The organism is Actinomadura opuntiae (assembly GCF_030283205.1).
Lineage (GTDB): Bacteria > Actinomycetota > Actinomycetes > Streptosporangiales > Streptosporangiaceae > Spirillospora.
In genome coordinates this window covers 277,938-293,943 of sequence record NZ_JASNWF010000008.1, presented here as the reverse complement: position 1 = coordinate 293,943, position 16,006 = coordinate 277,938, and the positions used below count along the sequence as shown (strand labels likewise).

The 16,006-nt window shown below is 71.2% G+C and carries 17 protein-coding genes; 12 read left to right on the top strand and 5 right to left on the bottom strand.

The features are described from left to right. Nucleotide 1: 1 nt before the first annotated feature. From QP089_RS19555 to QP089_RS19545, 3 genes are all read left to right on the top strand, one after another. Nucleotides 2-820 carry a CbbQ/NirQ/NorQ/GpvN family protein gene (locus tag QP089_RS19555; RefSeq protein WP_285913109.1) on the top strand — a complete coding sequence of 273 codons (819 nt, stop codon included), beginning with the start codon at nt 2-4 and terminating at the stop codon, nt 818-820. Continuing rightward, nucleotides 817-2,502, top strand: a complete 1,686-nt coding sequence (locus QP089_RS19550) for a nitric oxide reductase activation protein NorD (RefSeq protein ID WP_285913108.1) — start codon at nt 817-819, stop codon at nt 2,500-2,502. The genes QP089_RS19555 and QP089_RS19550 overlap by 4 nt, the downstream gene beginning before the upstream one ends. A gap of 81 nt (nt 2,503-2,583) precedes the next feature. Continuing rightward, complete coding sequence (locus QP089_RS19545; protein WP_285913107.1) at nt 2,584-3,186, top strand: TetR/AcrR family transcriptional regulator; 603 nt, start codon at nt 2,584-2,586, stop codon at nt 3,184-3,186. A gap of 28 nt (nt 3,187-3,214) precedes the next feature. Here the strand turns inward: QP089_RS19545 and QP089_RS19540 are convergent, their stop codons facing one another. Beyond that, entirely contained in the window at nt 3,215-4,663 is a 1,449-nt protein-coding gene (locus QP089_RS19540; RefSeq protein WP_285913106.1) for an aldehyde dehydrogenase, read from the bottom strand. Between the two features lie 128 nt (nt 4,664-4,791). Between QP089_RS19540 and QP089_RS19535 the strand changes: the two genes are divergently transcribed. Genes QP089_RS19535 through QP089_RS19525 form a run of 3 tightly spaced genes read left to right on the top strand, consistent with a single transcriptional unit; the run spans nt 4,792 to nt 7,255 of the window. Then, a complete protein-coding gene (locus tag QP089_RS19535; protein ID WP_285913105.1) occupies nt 4,792-6,081 on the top strand; it encodes an aromatic ring-hydroxylating oxygenase subunit alpha in 1,290 nt (429 codons plus the stop codon). After that, on the top strand, nt 6,078-6,413 hold the full coding sequence (locus tag QP089_RS19530) for a hypothetical protein (protein ID WP_285913104.1): 336 nt from the start codon (nt 6,078-6,080) through the stop codon (nt 6,411-6,413). Before QP089_RS19535 ends, QP089_RS19530 begins: the two co-directional genes overlap by 4 nt. Continuing rightward, nucleotides 6,410-7,255 carry a TauD/TfdA dioxygenase family protein gene (locus QP089_RS19525; protein ID WP_285913103.1) on the top strand — a complete coding sequence of 282 codons (846 nt, stop codon included), beginning with the start codon at nt 6,410-6,412 and terminating at the stop codon, nt 7,253-7,255. The genes QP089_RS19530 and QP089_RS19525 overlap by 4 nt, the downstream gene beginning before the upstream one ends. A gap of 24 nt (nt 7,256-7,279) precedes the next feature. Here QP089_RS19525 and QP089_RS19520 read toward each other — a convergent pair whose 3' ends face one another. Continuing rightward, nucleotides 7,280-7,900, bottom strand: a complete 621-nt coding sequence (locus tag QP089_RS19520; RefSeq protein WP_285913101.1) for a TetR/AcrR family transcriptional regulator — start codon at nt 7,898-7,900, stop codon at nt 7,280-7,282. Between the two features lie 167 nt (nt 7,901-8,067). On the opposite strand from QP089_RS19520, the gene QP089_RS19515 reads away from it, so the two are divergent. Genes QP089_RS19515 through QP089_RS19490 form a run of 6 tightly spaced genes read left to right on the top strand, consistent with a single transcriptional unit; the run spans nt 8,068 to nt 12,664 of the window. After that, nucleotides 8,068-8,832 carry an SDR family NAD(P)-dependent oxidoreductase gene (locus QP089_RS19515; RefSeq protein WP_285913100.1) on the top strand — a complete coding sequence of 255 codons (765 nt, stop codon included), beginning with the start codon at nt 8,068-8,070 and terminating at the stop codon, nt 8,830-8,832. Continuing rightward, nucleotides 8,829-9,464: a carboxymuconolactone decarboxylase family protein gene (locus tag QP089_RS19510; protein WP_285913099.1), complete on the top strand. Its 636-nt coding sequence runs from the start codon at nt 8,829-8,831 to the stop codon at nt 9,462-9,464. The genes QP089_RS19515 and QP089_RS19510 overlap by 4 nt, the downstream gene beginning before the upstream one ends. 24 nt (nt 9,465-9,488) lie before the next feature. Beyond that, complete coding sequence (locus QP089_RS19505) at nt 9,489-10,748, top strand: aromatic ring-hydroxylating oxygenase subunit alpha (RefSeq protein ID WP_285913098.1); 1,260 nt, start codon at nt 9,489-9,491, stop codon at nt 10,746-10,748. Continuing rightward, nucleotides 10,745-11,077: a hypothetical protein gene (locus tag QP089_RS19500; protein WP_285913097.1), complete on the top strand. Its 333-nt coding sequence runs from the start codon at nt 10,745-10,747 to the stop codon at nt 11,075-11,077. Before QP089_RS19505 ends, QP089_RS19500 begins: the two co-directional genes overlap by 4 nt. Continuing rightward, complete coding sequence (locus QP089_RS19495) at nt 11,074-12,318, top strand: metal-dependent hydrolase family protein (RefSeq protein ID WP_285913096.1); 1,245 nt, start codon at nt 11,074-11,076, stop codon at nt 12,316-12,318. Before QP089_RS19500 ends, QP089_RS19495 begins: the two co-directional genes overlap by 4 nt. A gap of 40 nt (nt 12,319-12,358) precedes the next feature. Continuing rightward, entirely contained in the window at nt 12,359-12,664 is a 306-nt protein-coding gene (locus QP089_RS19490; protein ID WP_285913095.1) for a DUF4286 family protein, read from the top strand. Between the two features lie 4 nt (nt 12,665-12,668). On the opposite strand, the gene QP089_RS19485 is transcribed toward QP089_RS19490, so the two are convergent. The 3 genes from QP089_RS19485 to QP089_RS19475 form a co-directional block, all read right to left on the bottom strand. After that, complete coding sequence (locus tag QP089_RS19485; protein ID WP_285913094.1) at nt 12,669-13,148, bottom strand: carboxymuconolactone decarboxylase family protein; 480 nt, start codon at nt 13,146-13,148, stop codon at nt 12,669-12,671. Further along, entirely contained in the window at nt 13,145-14,224 is a 1,080-nt protein-coding gene (locus tag QP089_RS19480) for an NAD(P)H-dependent amine dehydrogenase family protein (RefSeq protein WP_285913093.1), read from the bottom strand. The genes QP089_RS19485 and QP089_RS19480 overlap by 4 nt, the downstream gene beginning before the upstream one ends. A 65-nt stretch (nt 14,225-14,289) precedes the next feature. Continuing rightward, a complete protein-coding gene (locus QP089_RS19475; RefSeq protein WP_285913092.1) occupies nt 14,290-15,996 on the bottom strand; it encodes a class I adenylate-forming enzyme family protein in 1,707 nt (568 codons plus the stop codon). Between the last annotated feature and the right edge of the window lie 10 nt (nt 15,997-16,006).

Here is a 16,006-nt window from a genome sequence, read left to right as displayed (position 1 = left end):
GATGCTGACCGATCGATCCACCGCCGTCCGCACCGTCTCGGAGGCGCCGTTCTACCGGGCGGTCGGCGACGAGGAGGAGGTGTTCCGCGCGGCGGCCGCCGGCGGCCTCCCGGTGCTGCTGAAAGGGCCCACGGGATGCGGGAAGACCCGCTTCGTGCAGGCCATGGCACACGAGCTCGGCCGCGAGCTGATCACCGTCGCGGGCCACGAGGACATGACGTCGGCGGACCTGGTGGGCCGGTTCCTGCTCAAGGGCGGGGAGACGGTCTGGGTGGACGGCCCCCTGACCCGGGCCGTGCGCGAGGGCGCCATCTGCTACCTGGACGAGGTGGTCGAGGCGCGCCAGGACACCATCGTGGTCATCCATCCGCTCGCCGACCACCGCCGCGAGCTCGCCCTCGACCGGCTCGGCACGACGCTGCCGGCGGCGCCCGGGTTCCAGCTGGTGATCTCCTACAACCCCGGCTACCAGAGCGTCCTGAAGAACATCAAGGAGTCGACCCGGCAGCGCTTCGTCGCGATCGAGCTCGGCTTTCCGCCCGCCGAGGTCGAGGCGCAGATCGTGACCCGCGAGGCCGGACTCGACGCCGAGACCGCGGAAGCCCTGGTCAGGCTCGGCAACGCCATCCGGAATCTGGACGGCTCGCCGCTGCGCGAGGTGTCCTCGACGCGGATGCTGATCCTGGCCGGCAGTCTCGTCGCGCAGGGGCTGAGCCTGCGCGCCGCCGCCCGGTCTGCCATCGTCCAGACCCTCTCCGACGATCCGGACGTCGTGCGCGCCCTGGGCGAACTCGCCGACGCCGTCCTGCCCCGGACATGACCGCGCCCGACCCCGGCGGCCCTGACCGGTTCCGGCTTCTCGCCACTTCCATTGCCGGCAGGGCCGTCGACATCGCCGAGGCGCGGGCCGGCGAGTCCGCCCATACGAACGGGCAGGTCATCTTCGTCTCGGCGGCCGGTTCCGTCGCCCGGCAGCGCAGCGAGGTGCTGGTCCAGAGCGCTCTGCTCGGTGCGGGGAGCCTGGACCAGCGATGGGTCAGGGCTGTGTGGGCGCGTCCTTCCACGGCGCACCGGTACCTGGCCCTCGAAGGCCGCCGAGTGCTCGCCGAACTCGCCGGACGGTATCCGCTCGCGGCCGCGCTCGACCTCGACGGGGAACCGAGCACCGCGAGCGCTCAGGAGTCGCTCGATACGGCCAGGAGCCGGGCGAAGGTGCCCGACCCGCCGGAATGGTTCGGCGTCATCAAGCCGTCCCGGTTGATGGCTGCCCCCACCGGTCCTGGCGCGCGCGCCAGCGACAAGGAGGTGCGACTGGAATTCGATCCCATCGACCTGCCCGAGGCCGATGACGACGGCGACCAGGAGCAGCCCCGGGAAAGCAAGATTGTGAAGCTGTTCGAGAATCCGCTGTTCGCCTCGCGGGCCCTCTCGGACTACTTCCGCAAGCTGCTCGGCGGGTCGCGGACGTCCGGGGACGGCGCCGCCGGAGCGGAGGCGAAGGTCCGCTCCGTCCGGCGGACGGACAAGGTAGGAGAGCACGCCCGCCCGCTCCCCACCCGGATCCGTTTCACCGACGACAGGCCCGGCATCGCCATGGGCGTCGGCGGCGCCCTGCATCCGGAATGGGACGTCCACAACAACCGGTACCGGCCCGACTGGTGCCGGGTCATCGACTTCCCCCTGACCGCCGACGCCGACATCTCCGCTGCCGGTGTCCCGCGCGACGACGTGCTCCGGCGACGCCTGTCGCGCATCGGCCTCGGCCCCACGATCCTGCGGGGCCGTCCCGACGGCGACGAGATCGACGTCGAGGCGCTCATCGACCTCTTCGTGGACGTGCGCTCCGGCCACTCGGCACCCGAGCACGTCTACCTGGAGCGCCGCAAGCTCGCGCGCGATCTCGGCGTCCTCGTCCTGCTCGACGCCTCCGGTTCCGTCACCGACGCCGATCCGGACGGCCTCGCCGTCCACGACCACCAGCGGCGGGCGGCCGCGATCCTGGCGGCCACGCTCGAAGAGCTCGGTGACCGCGTCGCCGTCTACGCCTTCCGGTCGCAGGGCCGGCACGCCGTCCATCTGCCCGCCATCAAGGCGTTCGGTCAGCGTTTCGACGCCACCGGGCGCGCCCGGCTCAACCAGCTCCAACCGTCCAGCTATACGCGCCTCGGCGCCGGAATTCGCGGTGCGGCCGAGATCCTCAAGGCCGAGGCGGGCACACCGCATCGCCTGCTGATCGTCCTTTCGGACGGTTTTCCCTACGACAATGGCTACGAAGGCCGCTACGCGGAGGCCGATGTTCGCAAAGCGCTCGAAGAACTTCACGCCGACGGAGTGGCCTGCCTCTGCCTCTCCATCGGCACCACCACGGCGGTCGACGCGCTGGAACGCGTCTTCGGCCCCGCGAGCCACGCCGGCGCCGCCACGCTGGCCGACCTGAGCCCGCGAATGGACGAGTTGTTCCTCGCCGCCCTCCGGCGGCTCGGCGAACCGATACCGAAGTGATGGCCGCCGCCGAGGTCACCGGCGCCGGACGGCGGGCCGGTCGTCGGCGGTCCGCGCGCCGGTGCTGGCATAATTGCCGACATGGTTGAGCGTTGGACGAGGGAGCGCCGCCGCGACCACACCCGTTCCCTGCTCGTGGACGCGGCGGAGGAGGTGTTCGCCGAAAAGGGCTTCACGCAGGCGACGCTCGACGACATCGCTTATGCCGCCGGCTTTACGAAAGGCGCCATTTACAAGCACTTCGGCACGAAGGAAGACCTTTTCCTGGCGGTCAGCGACCGGCACTGGCGCCGCTACTTCGACAATTTCGCCGAAGTGGTGTCGGCGGTGACGGAGGTCGGGGCGCGCGAGCTCGACGAGGTCGCGCGGCGGTGGCGCCGGCTCAGCGAGGAACGCGGTGCCGAGCACGCCGCGCTGGGCTACGAGTTCACCCTGTACCTGCTCCGCAACCCCGAGGCCAAGCAGCGGGTGGAGGCCAAGAGGCTGGAGGCCGCGGAGGCGCTGGCGGAGTTCATCATGGAGGGGATTGACCACATCGGCGGGACGCTGCTGATCCCGGCGTTGACGTTCGCGCAGGTGCTCATCGCCACCAGCGACTCGGTCGTGCTGGGAAGCCAGCTCGACGACGTCGACCTCTACCGGCCGATCCTCGAGATGTACATGTCGGTCATCAAACTGCCCTGACTCCCGCCCGGAGATATTGGAGCGCCGTTCACGGCGACGCGATCGAGATCGACTTGATGTCGAGGTAGCCGTCGAGGCCCTCGCGGCCGAGTTCGCGGCCGTAGCCGCTGGCCTTGACGCCGCCGAAGGGCGCCGCCGGGTCCATCGAGTACCCCTGGTTCACGCCGAAGGTGCCGGTGCGCACCCGGGCGGCCACGTCGAGCCCCCGCTTGACGTCGGCCGTGAACACCGAGCCGGCCAGGCCGTACTCCGAGTCGTTGGCGATGCGGACGGCCTCGTCCTCGTCCCGGTAGGGGATGACGGCGATCACCGGGCCGAAGATCTCCTCGCGGGCGATCGTCATCGACGGGTCGACGCCGTCGAACACGGTGGGCCGGACGTACCACCCGTGCCGGACGCCCTCGGGCATGCCGGTGCCGCCGGTGACGAGACGGGCGCCTTCCCGGACGCCGGTGTCGATGTAGTGCCGCACGCGCTGCCGCTGCCACGCGGAGACGAGCGGCCCCATCTCGGTCTCGGGATCGGCCGGATCGCCGATCCTGATGGCCGACAGCGTCGACGCGAGCGCCTCGGCGTGCTCGGCGGCGCGGTTCGCGGGCACGAGGACGCGGGTGAGGGCGTTGCAGATCTGGCCGGCCATGCCCATGCCCGAGAAGCGGACGGCGGTGGCGACCGCCGCCGGGTCGGCGTCCGCCAGGGCGATGGCAGCCGACTTCCCGCCGAGTTCGAGCCCGACCCGGGTGAGGTTGGCCGCGCACGCCGCCGCCACCTGCCGCCCCGCCGCGGTCGACCCGGTGAAGGACACCTTGTCGACGCCGGGGTGGGCGACCAGGTACGCGCTCGTGTCGCGATCGGCGGGCAGGACGCTCACCACGCCCGGCGGGACGCCGGCCTGCTCGAACAGCTCGGCCAGGAAGAGCGCGTCGAGCGGTGACTCCGGCGCCGGCTTGAGGACGGCGGTGCAGCCCGCGAGCAGCGCCGGGACGAGCTTGGCGACCGTCAGGAACTGCGGCATGTTCCACGGGACCACCGCGGCGACGACGCCGACGGGTTCCCGGCGCAGGACGACGTCCGATCCGTAGACGCCGGGCCGGTTCTCCTGCCACGGATGCTTCTCGGCGATGTCGGCGAGCGCGCCCATCATCGACCAGGGCAGCGCGACCTGCGCGCGTCTCGCGAAGGAGATCGGGGCGCCCAGTTCGGCGGTGATGAGCTCGGCCAGCTCGTCGCGGCGTTCGCCGTAGAGCCCGGCCAGCCGGCGGACGGTCCCGACCCGCTCGGCGGGGTCGGTGCGCGGCCACGGCCCCTCGTCGAACGCCCGCCGCGCCGCCGCGACCGCGCGGTCGACGTCGGCGACGCCCGCCGCGGCCACGCGGGCCAGCGGGCGCTCGGTGTGGGGCGAGATCACCTCGATCGTCCGGCCGGTGCTCGGGGCGGTCCATTCGCCCCCGATGAACAGGCCCTTCCGCTCGTCCATGGACGCTCCTCTCCGGAAACGCGCCCTTGCGGCCCCGGTCCGTGTCGTGTTATCCAGGTCATGTTAGTCAGTCGATGAACATCGTGGCCAGAGGTCATCGGGCACGGACTCAGAACGGAGGATCGGCCATGGCGCGCTCCGGGAAACCGGCGGAGGCCAGCTGGACCGGACGGGTTCCGGAGATGGGCACCCGCCTCGTGTCGTACGAGGACTCGATATCGCCGGAGTTCTACGAGCTGGAACGCGAGGCGATCTTCCGGCGGGCGTGGCTCAACGTCGGCCGGGTCGAGCAACTGCCCCGCAAGGGGAGCTTCTTCACCAAGGACCTCGACGTCGCCAGGACGTCGCTGATCATCACGCGCGGCCTCGACGACCGGGTCCGCGCCTTCCACAACGTGTGCCGCCACCGCGGCAACAAGCTGCTGTGGGGCGAGACGCCGCGCGACGAGACCAAGGGCGTCTGCCGCGAGTTCATGTGCAAGTACCACGGCTGGCGGTACGGCCTGGACGGCGCGCTGAAGTTCGTCCTCCAGGAGGAGGAGTACTTCGACTTCGACAAGGCCGAGTTCCCGCTCGCCGCGGTGCACTGCGAGGTCTGGGAAGGGTTCGTCTTCGTCAACCTCGCCGAGGAGCCGAGCCAGTCATTGCTCGAATTCCTCGGGCCGATGGTGCGGGGTCTCGAGGGGTATCCGTTCCACCTGCTCACCGAGCGCTATGCGTTCAAGGCGAACCTGCTGAGCAACTGGAAGATCTTCCTCGACGCGTTCCAGGAGTACTACCACGCGCCGATCCTGCACTCGCAGCAGCAGGTCCCGGCCCTGCGCAGCTTCCAGAACGGCTTCAAGGTCCCGCACTTCCAGATGGACGGGCCGCACCGGCTGATCAGCACCGGCGGCTGGAAGGGCGTGCCCCGGCACATGACGCCGCCGGACCAGATGTACCCGATCGAGCACGTCACCGAGTCCGGCCTCATGGGCCCGTGGGAGCGCCCTGACATCCCCGAGCTCGACCCCGCCAACCTGCCGGCCGGGCTCAATCCGGGCGGGCTCGACCCCTGGTCGATCTCGAACTTCCAGATCTTCCCCAACTTCGTGATCCTGGTCTACGAGCGGGGCTGGTACCTCACGTACCAGTACTGGCCGACGTCCCACAACACGCACATGTGGGAGATGTCGTACTACTTCCCGCCGTCCCGGAACGCGAGCGAGCGGATCCGCCACGAGGTGACGGCGGTCGTGTCCAAGGAGGCCGGCCTCCAGGACGCGGGCACCCTCGACGGCACCCAGATGGGCCTGGAGTCGCGGGTCATCGACGCCTACCCCCTGTGCGACCAGGAGGTGACGGTCCGGCACCTGCACAAGATCGTCGATGACTGGGTGCAGTCGTACCTGCGGGACGGGAAGCGGGTGCCGGCATGAGCGACAGGATGCTCCCGGAAGAGTTCGCCGACTGCGAGCCCTTCGCCGCCAAGTGGTGCATCGCGACCGAGGCGGCCCGGTACGCCGAGCGGCTGGACAGCACGATGGTCGAGATGCAGGCGTTCTACGACGCGATGTACCCCCGCGTGCGCGACGCCATGGCGCACCTGGACAAGTTCTCGCTGCACGAGCTGCCCGAGCCGGAGCTGAACCTGCTCCGCCTCGTCTACTCGCTGATCATGATCTCGCTGCCCGTCGAGGTCTGGCAGCAGCCCAAGGTCATCGACTCCGGCACGGCGTACTTCGACCGCCACCTGGAGCCCACGCCGTGACGACGACGATCTGCTGCGTTCCCCTCGCCGCGACCGTCGGCGCCGAGGTCGGCGGCGTCGACGCCGAGCGGCTGGCCCGCGACGACGGCGTGGCCGGAGCGCTCATGGCGGCGCTGGAGCGGTACGGCGTCCTGGTCTTCCGCGGTCTGCACCTCGGCCCGGAGGACCAGGTCGCCTTCGCGCGGCGGCTCGGCGAGATCGACTACGAGCCCGGGCATCACCCCGTCCGCGGGATCTACCGGGTGACCCTCGACAGGTCGAAGAACGCCTCGGCCGACTACCTGAAGGGCACGTTCGAGTGGCACATGGACGGCTGCACGCCGCTGCACGGCGAGCCGCCGCAGAAGGCCACGGTCCTCAGCGCCAAGCAGGTGGCCGAGGACGGCGGGGAGACGGAGTTCGCCAGCACCTACGCCGCCTACGAGGCGCTCACCGACGAAGAACGGGAGCGGTTCGGCTCACTGCGCGTCGTGCACACGCTAGAGGCGTCGCAGCGCCGCGTCCACCCCGATCCGACGCCCGAGCAGCTCGAACGGTGGCGGAGGCGGCCGGCGTCCACCCACCCGCTGGTGTGGACGCGCCGCACCGGCCGCAGGTCGCTGGTCGTCGGCGTCCATGCCGATCACGTCGTCGGGATGGACGCCGGCGAGGGCCGGGCGCTGCTGCAAGACCTGCTCGACCGGACGACGGCGCCCGATCGGGTCTACCGCCACGCGTGGTCGGTGGGGGACACCGTCATCTGGGACAACACCGGCGTGGTGCACCGCGCCGCGCCCTATCCGCCGGACTCGCCCCGCGAACTGCTCCGCACGACGGTCTTCGGGGACGAGCCGATCCGGTGAGCGTCGCGGGGCCGCGCGCCGGGCTCAGTCGGTGCCGCCGGTGACGGCCCCGGCGTCGGCCGGCAGCCGGTCGCCCTCCAGGGCGCGGATCTCGCGCTCGATGACCGCGACCGTCTCGGCGTGACCGACGTCGAGGTCGAACCCCTCTTCGATGTGCAGGAAGCGGGAGATGCCGGTCATGAAGAGGATCAGCGTCACGGGCGGCCAGCGCTCGGGGTCGACGCCGTAGCCCTCCAGCACGTCCGACAGCATCTCGAGCTGGACCGCCCGGAACCTGCGCGAGTACGCGGCGATCTCGGAGCGGATGGCCTTGCGGTGGTTGGCCAGCGCGATGAACTCCATGGTCAGCGCGTTGCTCGAGTAGTCGTGGGTCAGGTCCCACAGGGCCCACAGCGGCTGGGGCGAGCGCAGCGCCCGCTTGAGCCGCTCCAGGCTGCGCTCGGCGCCCCGCCGGAAGAGCTCGACGAACAGGTTGTCCATCGTCCCGAAGTAGTAGAAGACGAGCGCGTTGTTCAGCCCGGCCTTCGCGCCGAGGCGGCGGGTGGTGACGGCCGCGTAGCCCTCCTCGAGCATGAGCTGCTGGGTGGCGTCGAGCAGCGCGGTGCGGCTGGCCGAGTCGTCGACGGGGCTCCGCCGTGCCGGCATGCGCGTCCTCCCTCTCGGCTGCGGGTGCCCTCCCAGTATGGCCTCAGTCCGCCGCGGCCGGGGGCTTGCCCTGGGCAGGCCGCACGTGTTAGCCATGTGACCAAAGGATGTTAGTCGGTTGACTAGCGCCGCGCCGCGAGCCGGGGCGCGAGCGGAAGGACGGAGCGATGCCGCATACGGAGGGACACCGGCCCCGGGTGGCCGTCGTCACGGGCGGAGCGTCCGGCATCGGCGAGGCCGTCTGCCGCCGCCTGGCCGGGCGGGGGCGCCGCGTCGCCGTGCTCGACCTCGACGGCGACGGCGCGGACCGGGTCGCCAAGGAGCTGCGGGCGGGCGGCGCCGAGGCGCTCGGGCTGGCCGCCGACGTCACCGACCGGCCCGCCCTCGGCGCCGCGTTCGCCGAGGTCCGCTCGGCGCTCGGCCCGACGGAGATCCTGGTGACCAGCGCGGGCCTCGTCGCGTTCGACCGCTTCGACCGGATCACTCCCGAGCGGTGGAACCGCCTCATCGACGTGAACCTCACCGGCACCTTCACCTGCTGCCAGCTCGCCCTGCCCGACATGGTCGCGGCCCGCTGGGGCCGCATCGTCACCATCTCCTCGTCCAGCGCCCAGCGGGGCTCGCCCGAGATGGCGCACTACGCCGCGGCCAAGGGCGGGGTGATCGTGCTGACCAAGTCCCTGGCCCGCGCCTACGCCCCGCACGGCATCACGGCCAACAGCATCCCGCCGTCGGGGATCGAGACGCCGATGCAGCACCGGTCCCAGGCTGAGGGGAACCTGCCGCCGAACGAGACCATGGCCGCGGCCATCCCGCTCGGCCACCTCGGCACCCCGGACGACATCGCCGCGGCGGCGGCCTTCCTCGCCTCCGAGGAGGCCGGCTTCATCACCGGGCAGGTCCTCGGCGTCAACGGCGGGTCGGTCCTGTGACGCGGGCCGCCGCGCCCCGGATGGAGCCGCTGCCGATCGCCGAGTGGGCCGATGAGGAGCGCGAGCTGCTCCGCGGCAACATGGCCCGCGCCGACCGGTACCTGACCGGCGCCGCCGACGCGCCGCCGGTGCCCTCGATCCTCGGCCTGTTCGCGCGGCACCCCCGGCTCAGCGCGCCCTGGCTGGCGTTCAGCGGCACGCTGCTCGACGACGGCACCCTCGATCCGCGCGACCGCGAAATGCTGATCCTGCGGGTCGGGCACCGGACGGGCTGCCGCTACCAGTGGGCGCAGCACGTCGGCATGGCGCGCGCCGCGGGCCTGGAACCCGGGCAGATCGCCGCCCTCCGCGAGGACGTCGAGGCCGGGAGCTGGTCCGAGCGCGACCGCGACATCCTGCGCGCCGCCGACCAGCTCGTCGACGGGCACACCATCGACGACGCCCTCTGGGAGCGCCTGGCCGGACGCTTCGACGAGCGCCGGCTCCTCGAACTGCTCTTCGTCGTGGGCGCCTACGTCTGCCTGGCCATGGTGCTCAACAGCGTCGGGCTGGAGCCCGCGGCCGGCCCCGCCGCGGACGCCGTCCCGGACCCCGCACCCGCCACCGGCCCTTCCGGCACGTCCGCCCAGTAACCGCACCCCCGAAGGAGGAGGACCATGCCGCGTTTCCCCAAACCACCGGAAGGCAGCTGGACCGAGCACTATCCCGAACTCGGCACGGACCCGGTGTCCTACGAGGACTCGATCACTCCCGAGTTCTACGAGCGCGAGAAGGGAGCGATCTTCAAGCGGGCCTGGCTGAACGTCGGGCGGGTCGAGCAGCTCCCGCGCAAGGGCAGCTACTTCACCAAGGACGTCGACGCCGCGCACGCGTCGATCATCGTCCTGCGCGACAAGGAAGGGCAGGTCCGGGCCTTCCACAACATCTGCCGCCACCGCGGGAACAAGCTCGTCTGGTCCGACGACCCGAAGCAGGACACCGCGGGCTTCTGCCGCCAGTTCACCTGCAAGTACCACGGCTGGCGGTACGGCCTCGACGGCGCGCTGACCTTCATCCAGCAGGAGGGCGAGTTCTTCGACGTCGACAAGAGCCGGTACGGTCTCGCGCCGGTGCACTGCGACGTCTGGGCCGGCTTCATCTTCGTCAATTTCGCCCGGGAACCCGAGCAGTCGCTCCGCGATTTCCTCGGCCCGATGGTGACCGCGCTCGAAGGCTATCCGTTCGAGAAGCAGACCGCCCGCTTCGGATACAGCACCACGATCCATGCGAACTGGAAGCTGTACATGGACGCCTTCGCCGAGTTCTACCACGCGCCCGTCCTGCACGCGAAGCAGTCGCCGGAGAAGTACTCCACGGCCGCGCAGCAGGCCGGGTTCGAGGCGCCGCACTACCAGATCGACGGCCCGCACCGGATGGTGAGCACGTCCGGCGTCCGCTTCTGGGAAATGGACTCCGAACTGGTCAAGCCCATGGAGGTGCTGACCCGCAGCGGGCTGTTCGGCCCGTGGGACGAGGTCGATCTCGGGGAGATGCCTCCCGGCGTCAACCCGGCCAAATGCGACCCGTGGGGGCTGGACTCCTTCCAGCTGTTCCCGAACTTCGTGATCCTCATCTGGAGCCAGGGCTGGTACCTGACCTACCACTACTGGCCGACGTCCTACAACACGCACATCTTCGAGGGCAGCGTCTACTTCGTGCCGGCGACGAACGTCCGCGAGCGCATCGCCCAGGAAATGGCGGCGGTGACGTTCAAGGAGTTCGCACTCCAGGACTCCAACACCCTGGAGGCCACGCAGATGATGCTCGAAACCCGGTACATCGACCGCTTCCTTCTCAACGACCAGGAGATCCTCTGCCGCCACCTGCACAAGGTCGTGGGCGACTGGGTCGACGACCACGAAGGGGTCCGCAAGTGAGCGCGCTGCTGCCCAAGGAATTCGCCGATCTCGAGCCGTTCGCCGAGAAGTGGTGCCTGGCCACCGAGCAGGAGCGGTACGGCACCCGGCTGGCCAGCACGACGGAGGAGATGCAGGAGTTCTACGACGCCGCCGTGCCCCGCGCCGAGGAGGCGATGGCCTACATCGAGAAGCTTCCGTTCGACGCGCTGCCCGACGACGCGACGAACCTCCTGCACCTGCTGTACTCGATGATCCAGGTGTCGTTCCCGGTCGAGGTGTGGCGCCAGCCCTGCGTCCCCGACAGCGGGTCGTCGAGCTTCGACTGCATCGTCGAGCCCGTGCCGTGACGGCGCCCCTCGTCCTGCGGGCCCGGCGCTGGGCGGACGTCGACGCGGGGGAGGTCCGGTCGCCGGCGGTGATCGTGGTGGAGGGGGACCGCATCGCCGCGGTGAACCCCGCCGAGGTCCCCGCCGGGGCGGCCGAGATCGACCTCGGCGACGTGACGCTGCTGCCCGGCCTGATGGACATGGAGCTCAACTTCCTGATCGGCGGCCCGGAGACCCCGACGGGCCTGCCGCTGCCGATGCACGGCGTGCAGGACGACCCGGCGTACCGCACGATCCGCGCGACCCTGAACGCCCGCACGACGCTGCTCGCCGGCTTCACCACCGTCCGCAACCTCGGCCTGATGGTGAAGACGGGCGGCTACCTGCTGGACGTCGCGGTACAGCGCGCCATCGACCAGGGATGGGTGGACGGCCCCCGCATCATCCCGGCGGGGCACGCGGTCACCCCGTACGGAGGCCACCTCGACCCGACCGTCTTCCAGCGGCTGGCGCCGGGGATCATGCCGCTGAGCATCGGGGAGGGCATCGCGAACGGCGTGGGCGAGGTGCGGGCCTGCGTCCGCTACCAGATTCGGCACGGCGCCAAGGTGATCAAGGTGTCGGCGTCGGGCGGGGTGATGTCGCACAGCACCGGCCCCGGCTCCCAGCAGTACTCCGACGAGGAACTGGAGGCCATCGCCGACGAGGCGCACCGCGCCGGCGTCCGCGTCGCCGCCCACGCGGTGGGGGACCGGGCGGTGCGGGCGTGCGTCCGGGCCGGTATCGACTGCGTCGAGCACGGCTTCCTCGCCACTGACGAGACCCTCGACCTGATGGCCGAGCACGGCACGTTCCTGGTGTCGACGACCTACCTGACCGACGCGATGGACATCGAACGGGCCGCGCCGGAACTGCGCAAGAAGGCGGCCGAGGTCTTTCCCCGCGCGAGGTCGATGCTTCCCAAGGCGATCGCCGCCGGAGTCAAGATCGCCTGCGGGACCGACGCCCCGGCCGTCCCGCACGGGGACAACGCCAAGGAACTGGTCGCGCTGGTGGCGCGGGGGATGACCCCGATGCAGGCCCTGCGGGCCGCGACCGTCACCAGCGCGGAGCTGGTCGAGCTGGACCACGAGCTCGGCCGGCTGAGGGAAGGCTTCCTCGCCGACGTCATCGCCGTCCCCGGCGACCCGTCGCAGGACATCACCGTCACCCAGGACGTGCGGTTCGTCATGAAGGACGGCCGCGTCCACAAGAGCACTTGAGCAAGAACACCCGAACGCAGACCCCGCGAACGGAGCGCACATGCCCAGCGGCGTGATGATCGTCGAATCGTCCCCCTCGTCCGACCGGGACACCCCGGCATACCACGACTGGTACGAGAACAAGCACATTCCGGAGATGCTGCAGATCGAGGGCTTCGTCTCCGCCCGGCGGCTGGAGTCCGTCGAAGGCGGCACCTTCGTCGTGATCTACGAGATCGAGGGCGATCTGGAGAAGGCCAAGGCGGCGCTGGGCGAGGCGCAGTCGTCCGGGAGGCTGTCGCGGCCGGAGGGGGTCCGGCTCGACCCGCCGCCGAAGATCCGCTACCTCCGCCAGATCGGCGGATAGCCGTTCAGGGGCGGGGAAGCATGCACATCGTGTCGAGGCCCAGCACGTGGTTGAGGCGTCCGAACGCCAGCCAGGATCCGATGCACATGCTCAGCTCCACGATCTCCGCCTGGCTGTAGTGCGCGGCCATCCGGGCCCAGAACTCCTCGTCCAGGCCGTGGTGGTCCAGGGCGTAGCGTTCGGCGTACTCGGCGGCCAGCCGGGTGCGGTCGTCGAAGGCCGTCGTGGTGCGCCATTCCGTGACCGCGTCGGCGAACTCCTCCTCGACCTTCTGCCCGTCCCGCTCGGTCCGCCAGTCCATGCAGAAGAGGCAGCCGTTGATCTGCGCGATCCGCAGCCGGGCGGCCTCGAACTCGCGGAGGCCGAGGGTGCTGTCGGAGTACACCGCCAGGGAAAGGCGCGAGGCGGCGAGGCCGATGCCGGGGACCATCTGGCCCCACACGTACTCGATCGGGTCCTTGCCGTCGGGGACGTCGATGTTCACGCGTGCTTCCTTCCGAGCCTTCCCACGGCGGGGCGCAGCGGGATGTCGAGCGCGTCGTAGAGGCCGGGCTCGGCGGCCGCGAGCCAGTCGATGGCGCCCACCAGCCGGCCGACGGCGGTGGCGTTCCCGCCGACCGAGCGGTTGCCGTCCTCGCCGGTGGCCTCGACGGTCACCTCGATGCGCGGGTCGCCCTCGATGACGACGCGGTGCGCGCCGTCGCCGCTGGGCGGCACGGGCCAGCCCGGCGCGCAGGACGGGTGGATGCGGGTGACGTGCTCGACGATGATGCGCGGCTCGCCGTCGACGACGCCCTGCACCTCGAAGCGCACCGCGCCCTGCGTGCCCGCCTCGAACTCGCCCATCGCCTCGGTGGCCACAGTCGCGTCGAGCGGGCGCCGCTCCACGGTCTCGCGGACCTCGTCGAGGTCGACGCCGAGGGCGCGGGCCATCAACCGCACCTGCCCGCCCCACACCATGGTCGGGACGGTCGGCGCCAGCATCGGCGGCTCGTAGTCCATCGGCTGGCCCATGCCGACCAGGAACCGGACCGCGTCGGGCTGGTCGTAGGTGGAGTAGTCGAAGATCTCCTGGCAGCGGATCGCGTCCAGGGTGGTGCCGAGTCCGCTGATCAGCAGCGGCAGCACGTCGTTGCCCCAGCCGGGATCGACTCCCGAGACGAACAGCGAGCCGCCGCCGTCCCTGACGGCCGCGAGCACCGGTTCCCGCACCTCGGGCGGGGCGTTGCGCTGGTCGTAGAGCGCGTAGACGGCCGGGGTGACGACAACGGCGCCGGCCCGGATCGCGCGGACGATGTCGGCGAGCGCGTCGTCGGGACGGACGTCGCCGGACGCCGCGTACACGACGGCGCGCGGCCCGGCGGCGAGCACCGCGTCGATGTCGGTGGTCGCCGCGACGCCGAGGTCGCGGCCGAGCCCGGCGAGGTCGCCCGCGTCGCGGCCGGCCTTGGCGGGGTCGTGGACGAGCACGGCCGCGAGGCCGAGCGCGGGGTGGGCGTCGACGGCCCGGACGGCCAGGCGGCCGACGTTGCCGGTGCCCCACACGACCGTCGGGATCATGCGCGCAGCGTAGCAAGCGCTTGGTGCAAGGTACAGGGCGCCGTTCGCCGCGGGCGTCGCGTCCCTCAGTGCCGGAGCCGGGCGGCGGCCAGCTCCCGCAGGTCGCCGGACTTGATCTTCGCCGTCCCGGTGAGGGCGATCTCGTCCTGGCGGAAGAACAGGACGTGGCGCGGCACCTTGTAGCTCGCCAGCCGCTCCCGGAGGAACGCGCGGATCTCCTGCGCCTCCAGGGGTACGCCGTCATGGGGGACGACGCAGGTGACCACGGCCTCGCCGAGCGTTTCGTGAGGCACCCCGACGGTCTGCGCCAACCGCACGCCCGGATGGGCGGACGCGGCCTCGTCGACCTCGCGCGGCGAGACGTTGGCGCCGCCCGTCTTGATGATGTCGGTGAGCCGGCCTTCCCAGTACAGGCGGCCGGCGTCGTCGAGGCGGCCGCCGTCGCCGGTGTGGAAGAAGCCCTCGCCGTCGAGGGTCTCGTCGAGCGGTGTGCCGAGGTAGCACAGCATGAGGGTGGGGCCCTTGACACAGATCTCGCCCCGCTCGCCGAGCGGCACGACGGCACCGGTCAGCGGATCGACGATCTTCACCGTGACGCCGGGCAGCGGCACGCCGCTGCTGCCCGCGTGCACCTCCGGAGGCGTGTCGGCCGGGTAGCAGGTGCTGATGGTGAAGGTCTCGGTGTTTCCGTAGGCGTGGCCGGGCTCGTACCAGACGGCGGTGACGGTGGGGTGCCGCGCGACGGGGGTCGCCTGGTCCACGAAACGCATGTGGCTCAGATCCACGTCGGCCCAGTTGGGAGCCGCTTCCAACTGCGCCCACTGGTGCGGCCACGCGAACGGGAAGTTCACCCGTTCCGCCTGCATGAGGTCGAGGGCCTCGGCGGCGGAGAAGGTGGGCTGCAGCACGAGTGCGCCGCCGGCGGCGAGGGTCGAGCCGAGCGACATGGCGAAGTTGCCGGACCAGAAATAGCCGTTCGCCGTCCAGCCCCGGACGCGGTCCTCCGGGCCGAACCCGTACAGGCGGCGGAAGCGCCACAGCTGGACGCAGACGCCCCGGTGCGCGCTCAGCATGCCCTTCGGCCTGCTGGTCGAGCCCGAGGAGAAGAACAGCACCGCCGGGTCGCCCGGACGGGTGGCCGCGGCGGCGGCTTCCACCACGTCGCGCGGTTCCGTGATGCCCCGCGCCAGAAACGCCTCCCAGCCCTCGAACGCCCCGTCAGGTACGGCGTCACCGATCATCGCCAGGTGGCGGAGGTACGGGTACCGCGCCGACCGCAGCCCGCCTGGCGCCACGCTGCAGATCCCGGGTTCGAGTCCGGTAAGGACGGCGGCGAAGTCCGTCTTCAGCACGGCGCGCTCGAAGAGCAGCACCGACACGCAGGAGACCTGAAGCAGATGGTCGAGCTCGTACGGCGTGGAGAAGGTGCTGAGCGTGACGGCCACGCCGCCCGCGAGCGACACCCCGAAGACGGCGGCGATCCATTCGGGCCGGTTCGTCATCAGGACGCCGACGCGGCCGTCCTTGCCCACGCCGCAGGCGCGCAACGCGCGGGCGATCTCCATCGCCCGTTCCCAGAGGTCGGCGTACGTCCAGCGGACGGTGCCGTCGCGGCCGCGCAGGACGATCGCCTCGCGCTCGCCGTACATCTCCGTGACCTCCCGCAGGAAGCCCGGAAGGGTGAGCGAGCCCAGGCCCGGCTCCTCGCTCAGCGGCGGCCCCGCCACCACCGAGAGAGGCCGTTCGGGTCCGGTGCCCCTCGCAGCATTCATCGCTCGCCTC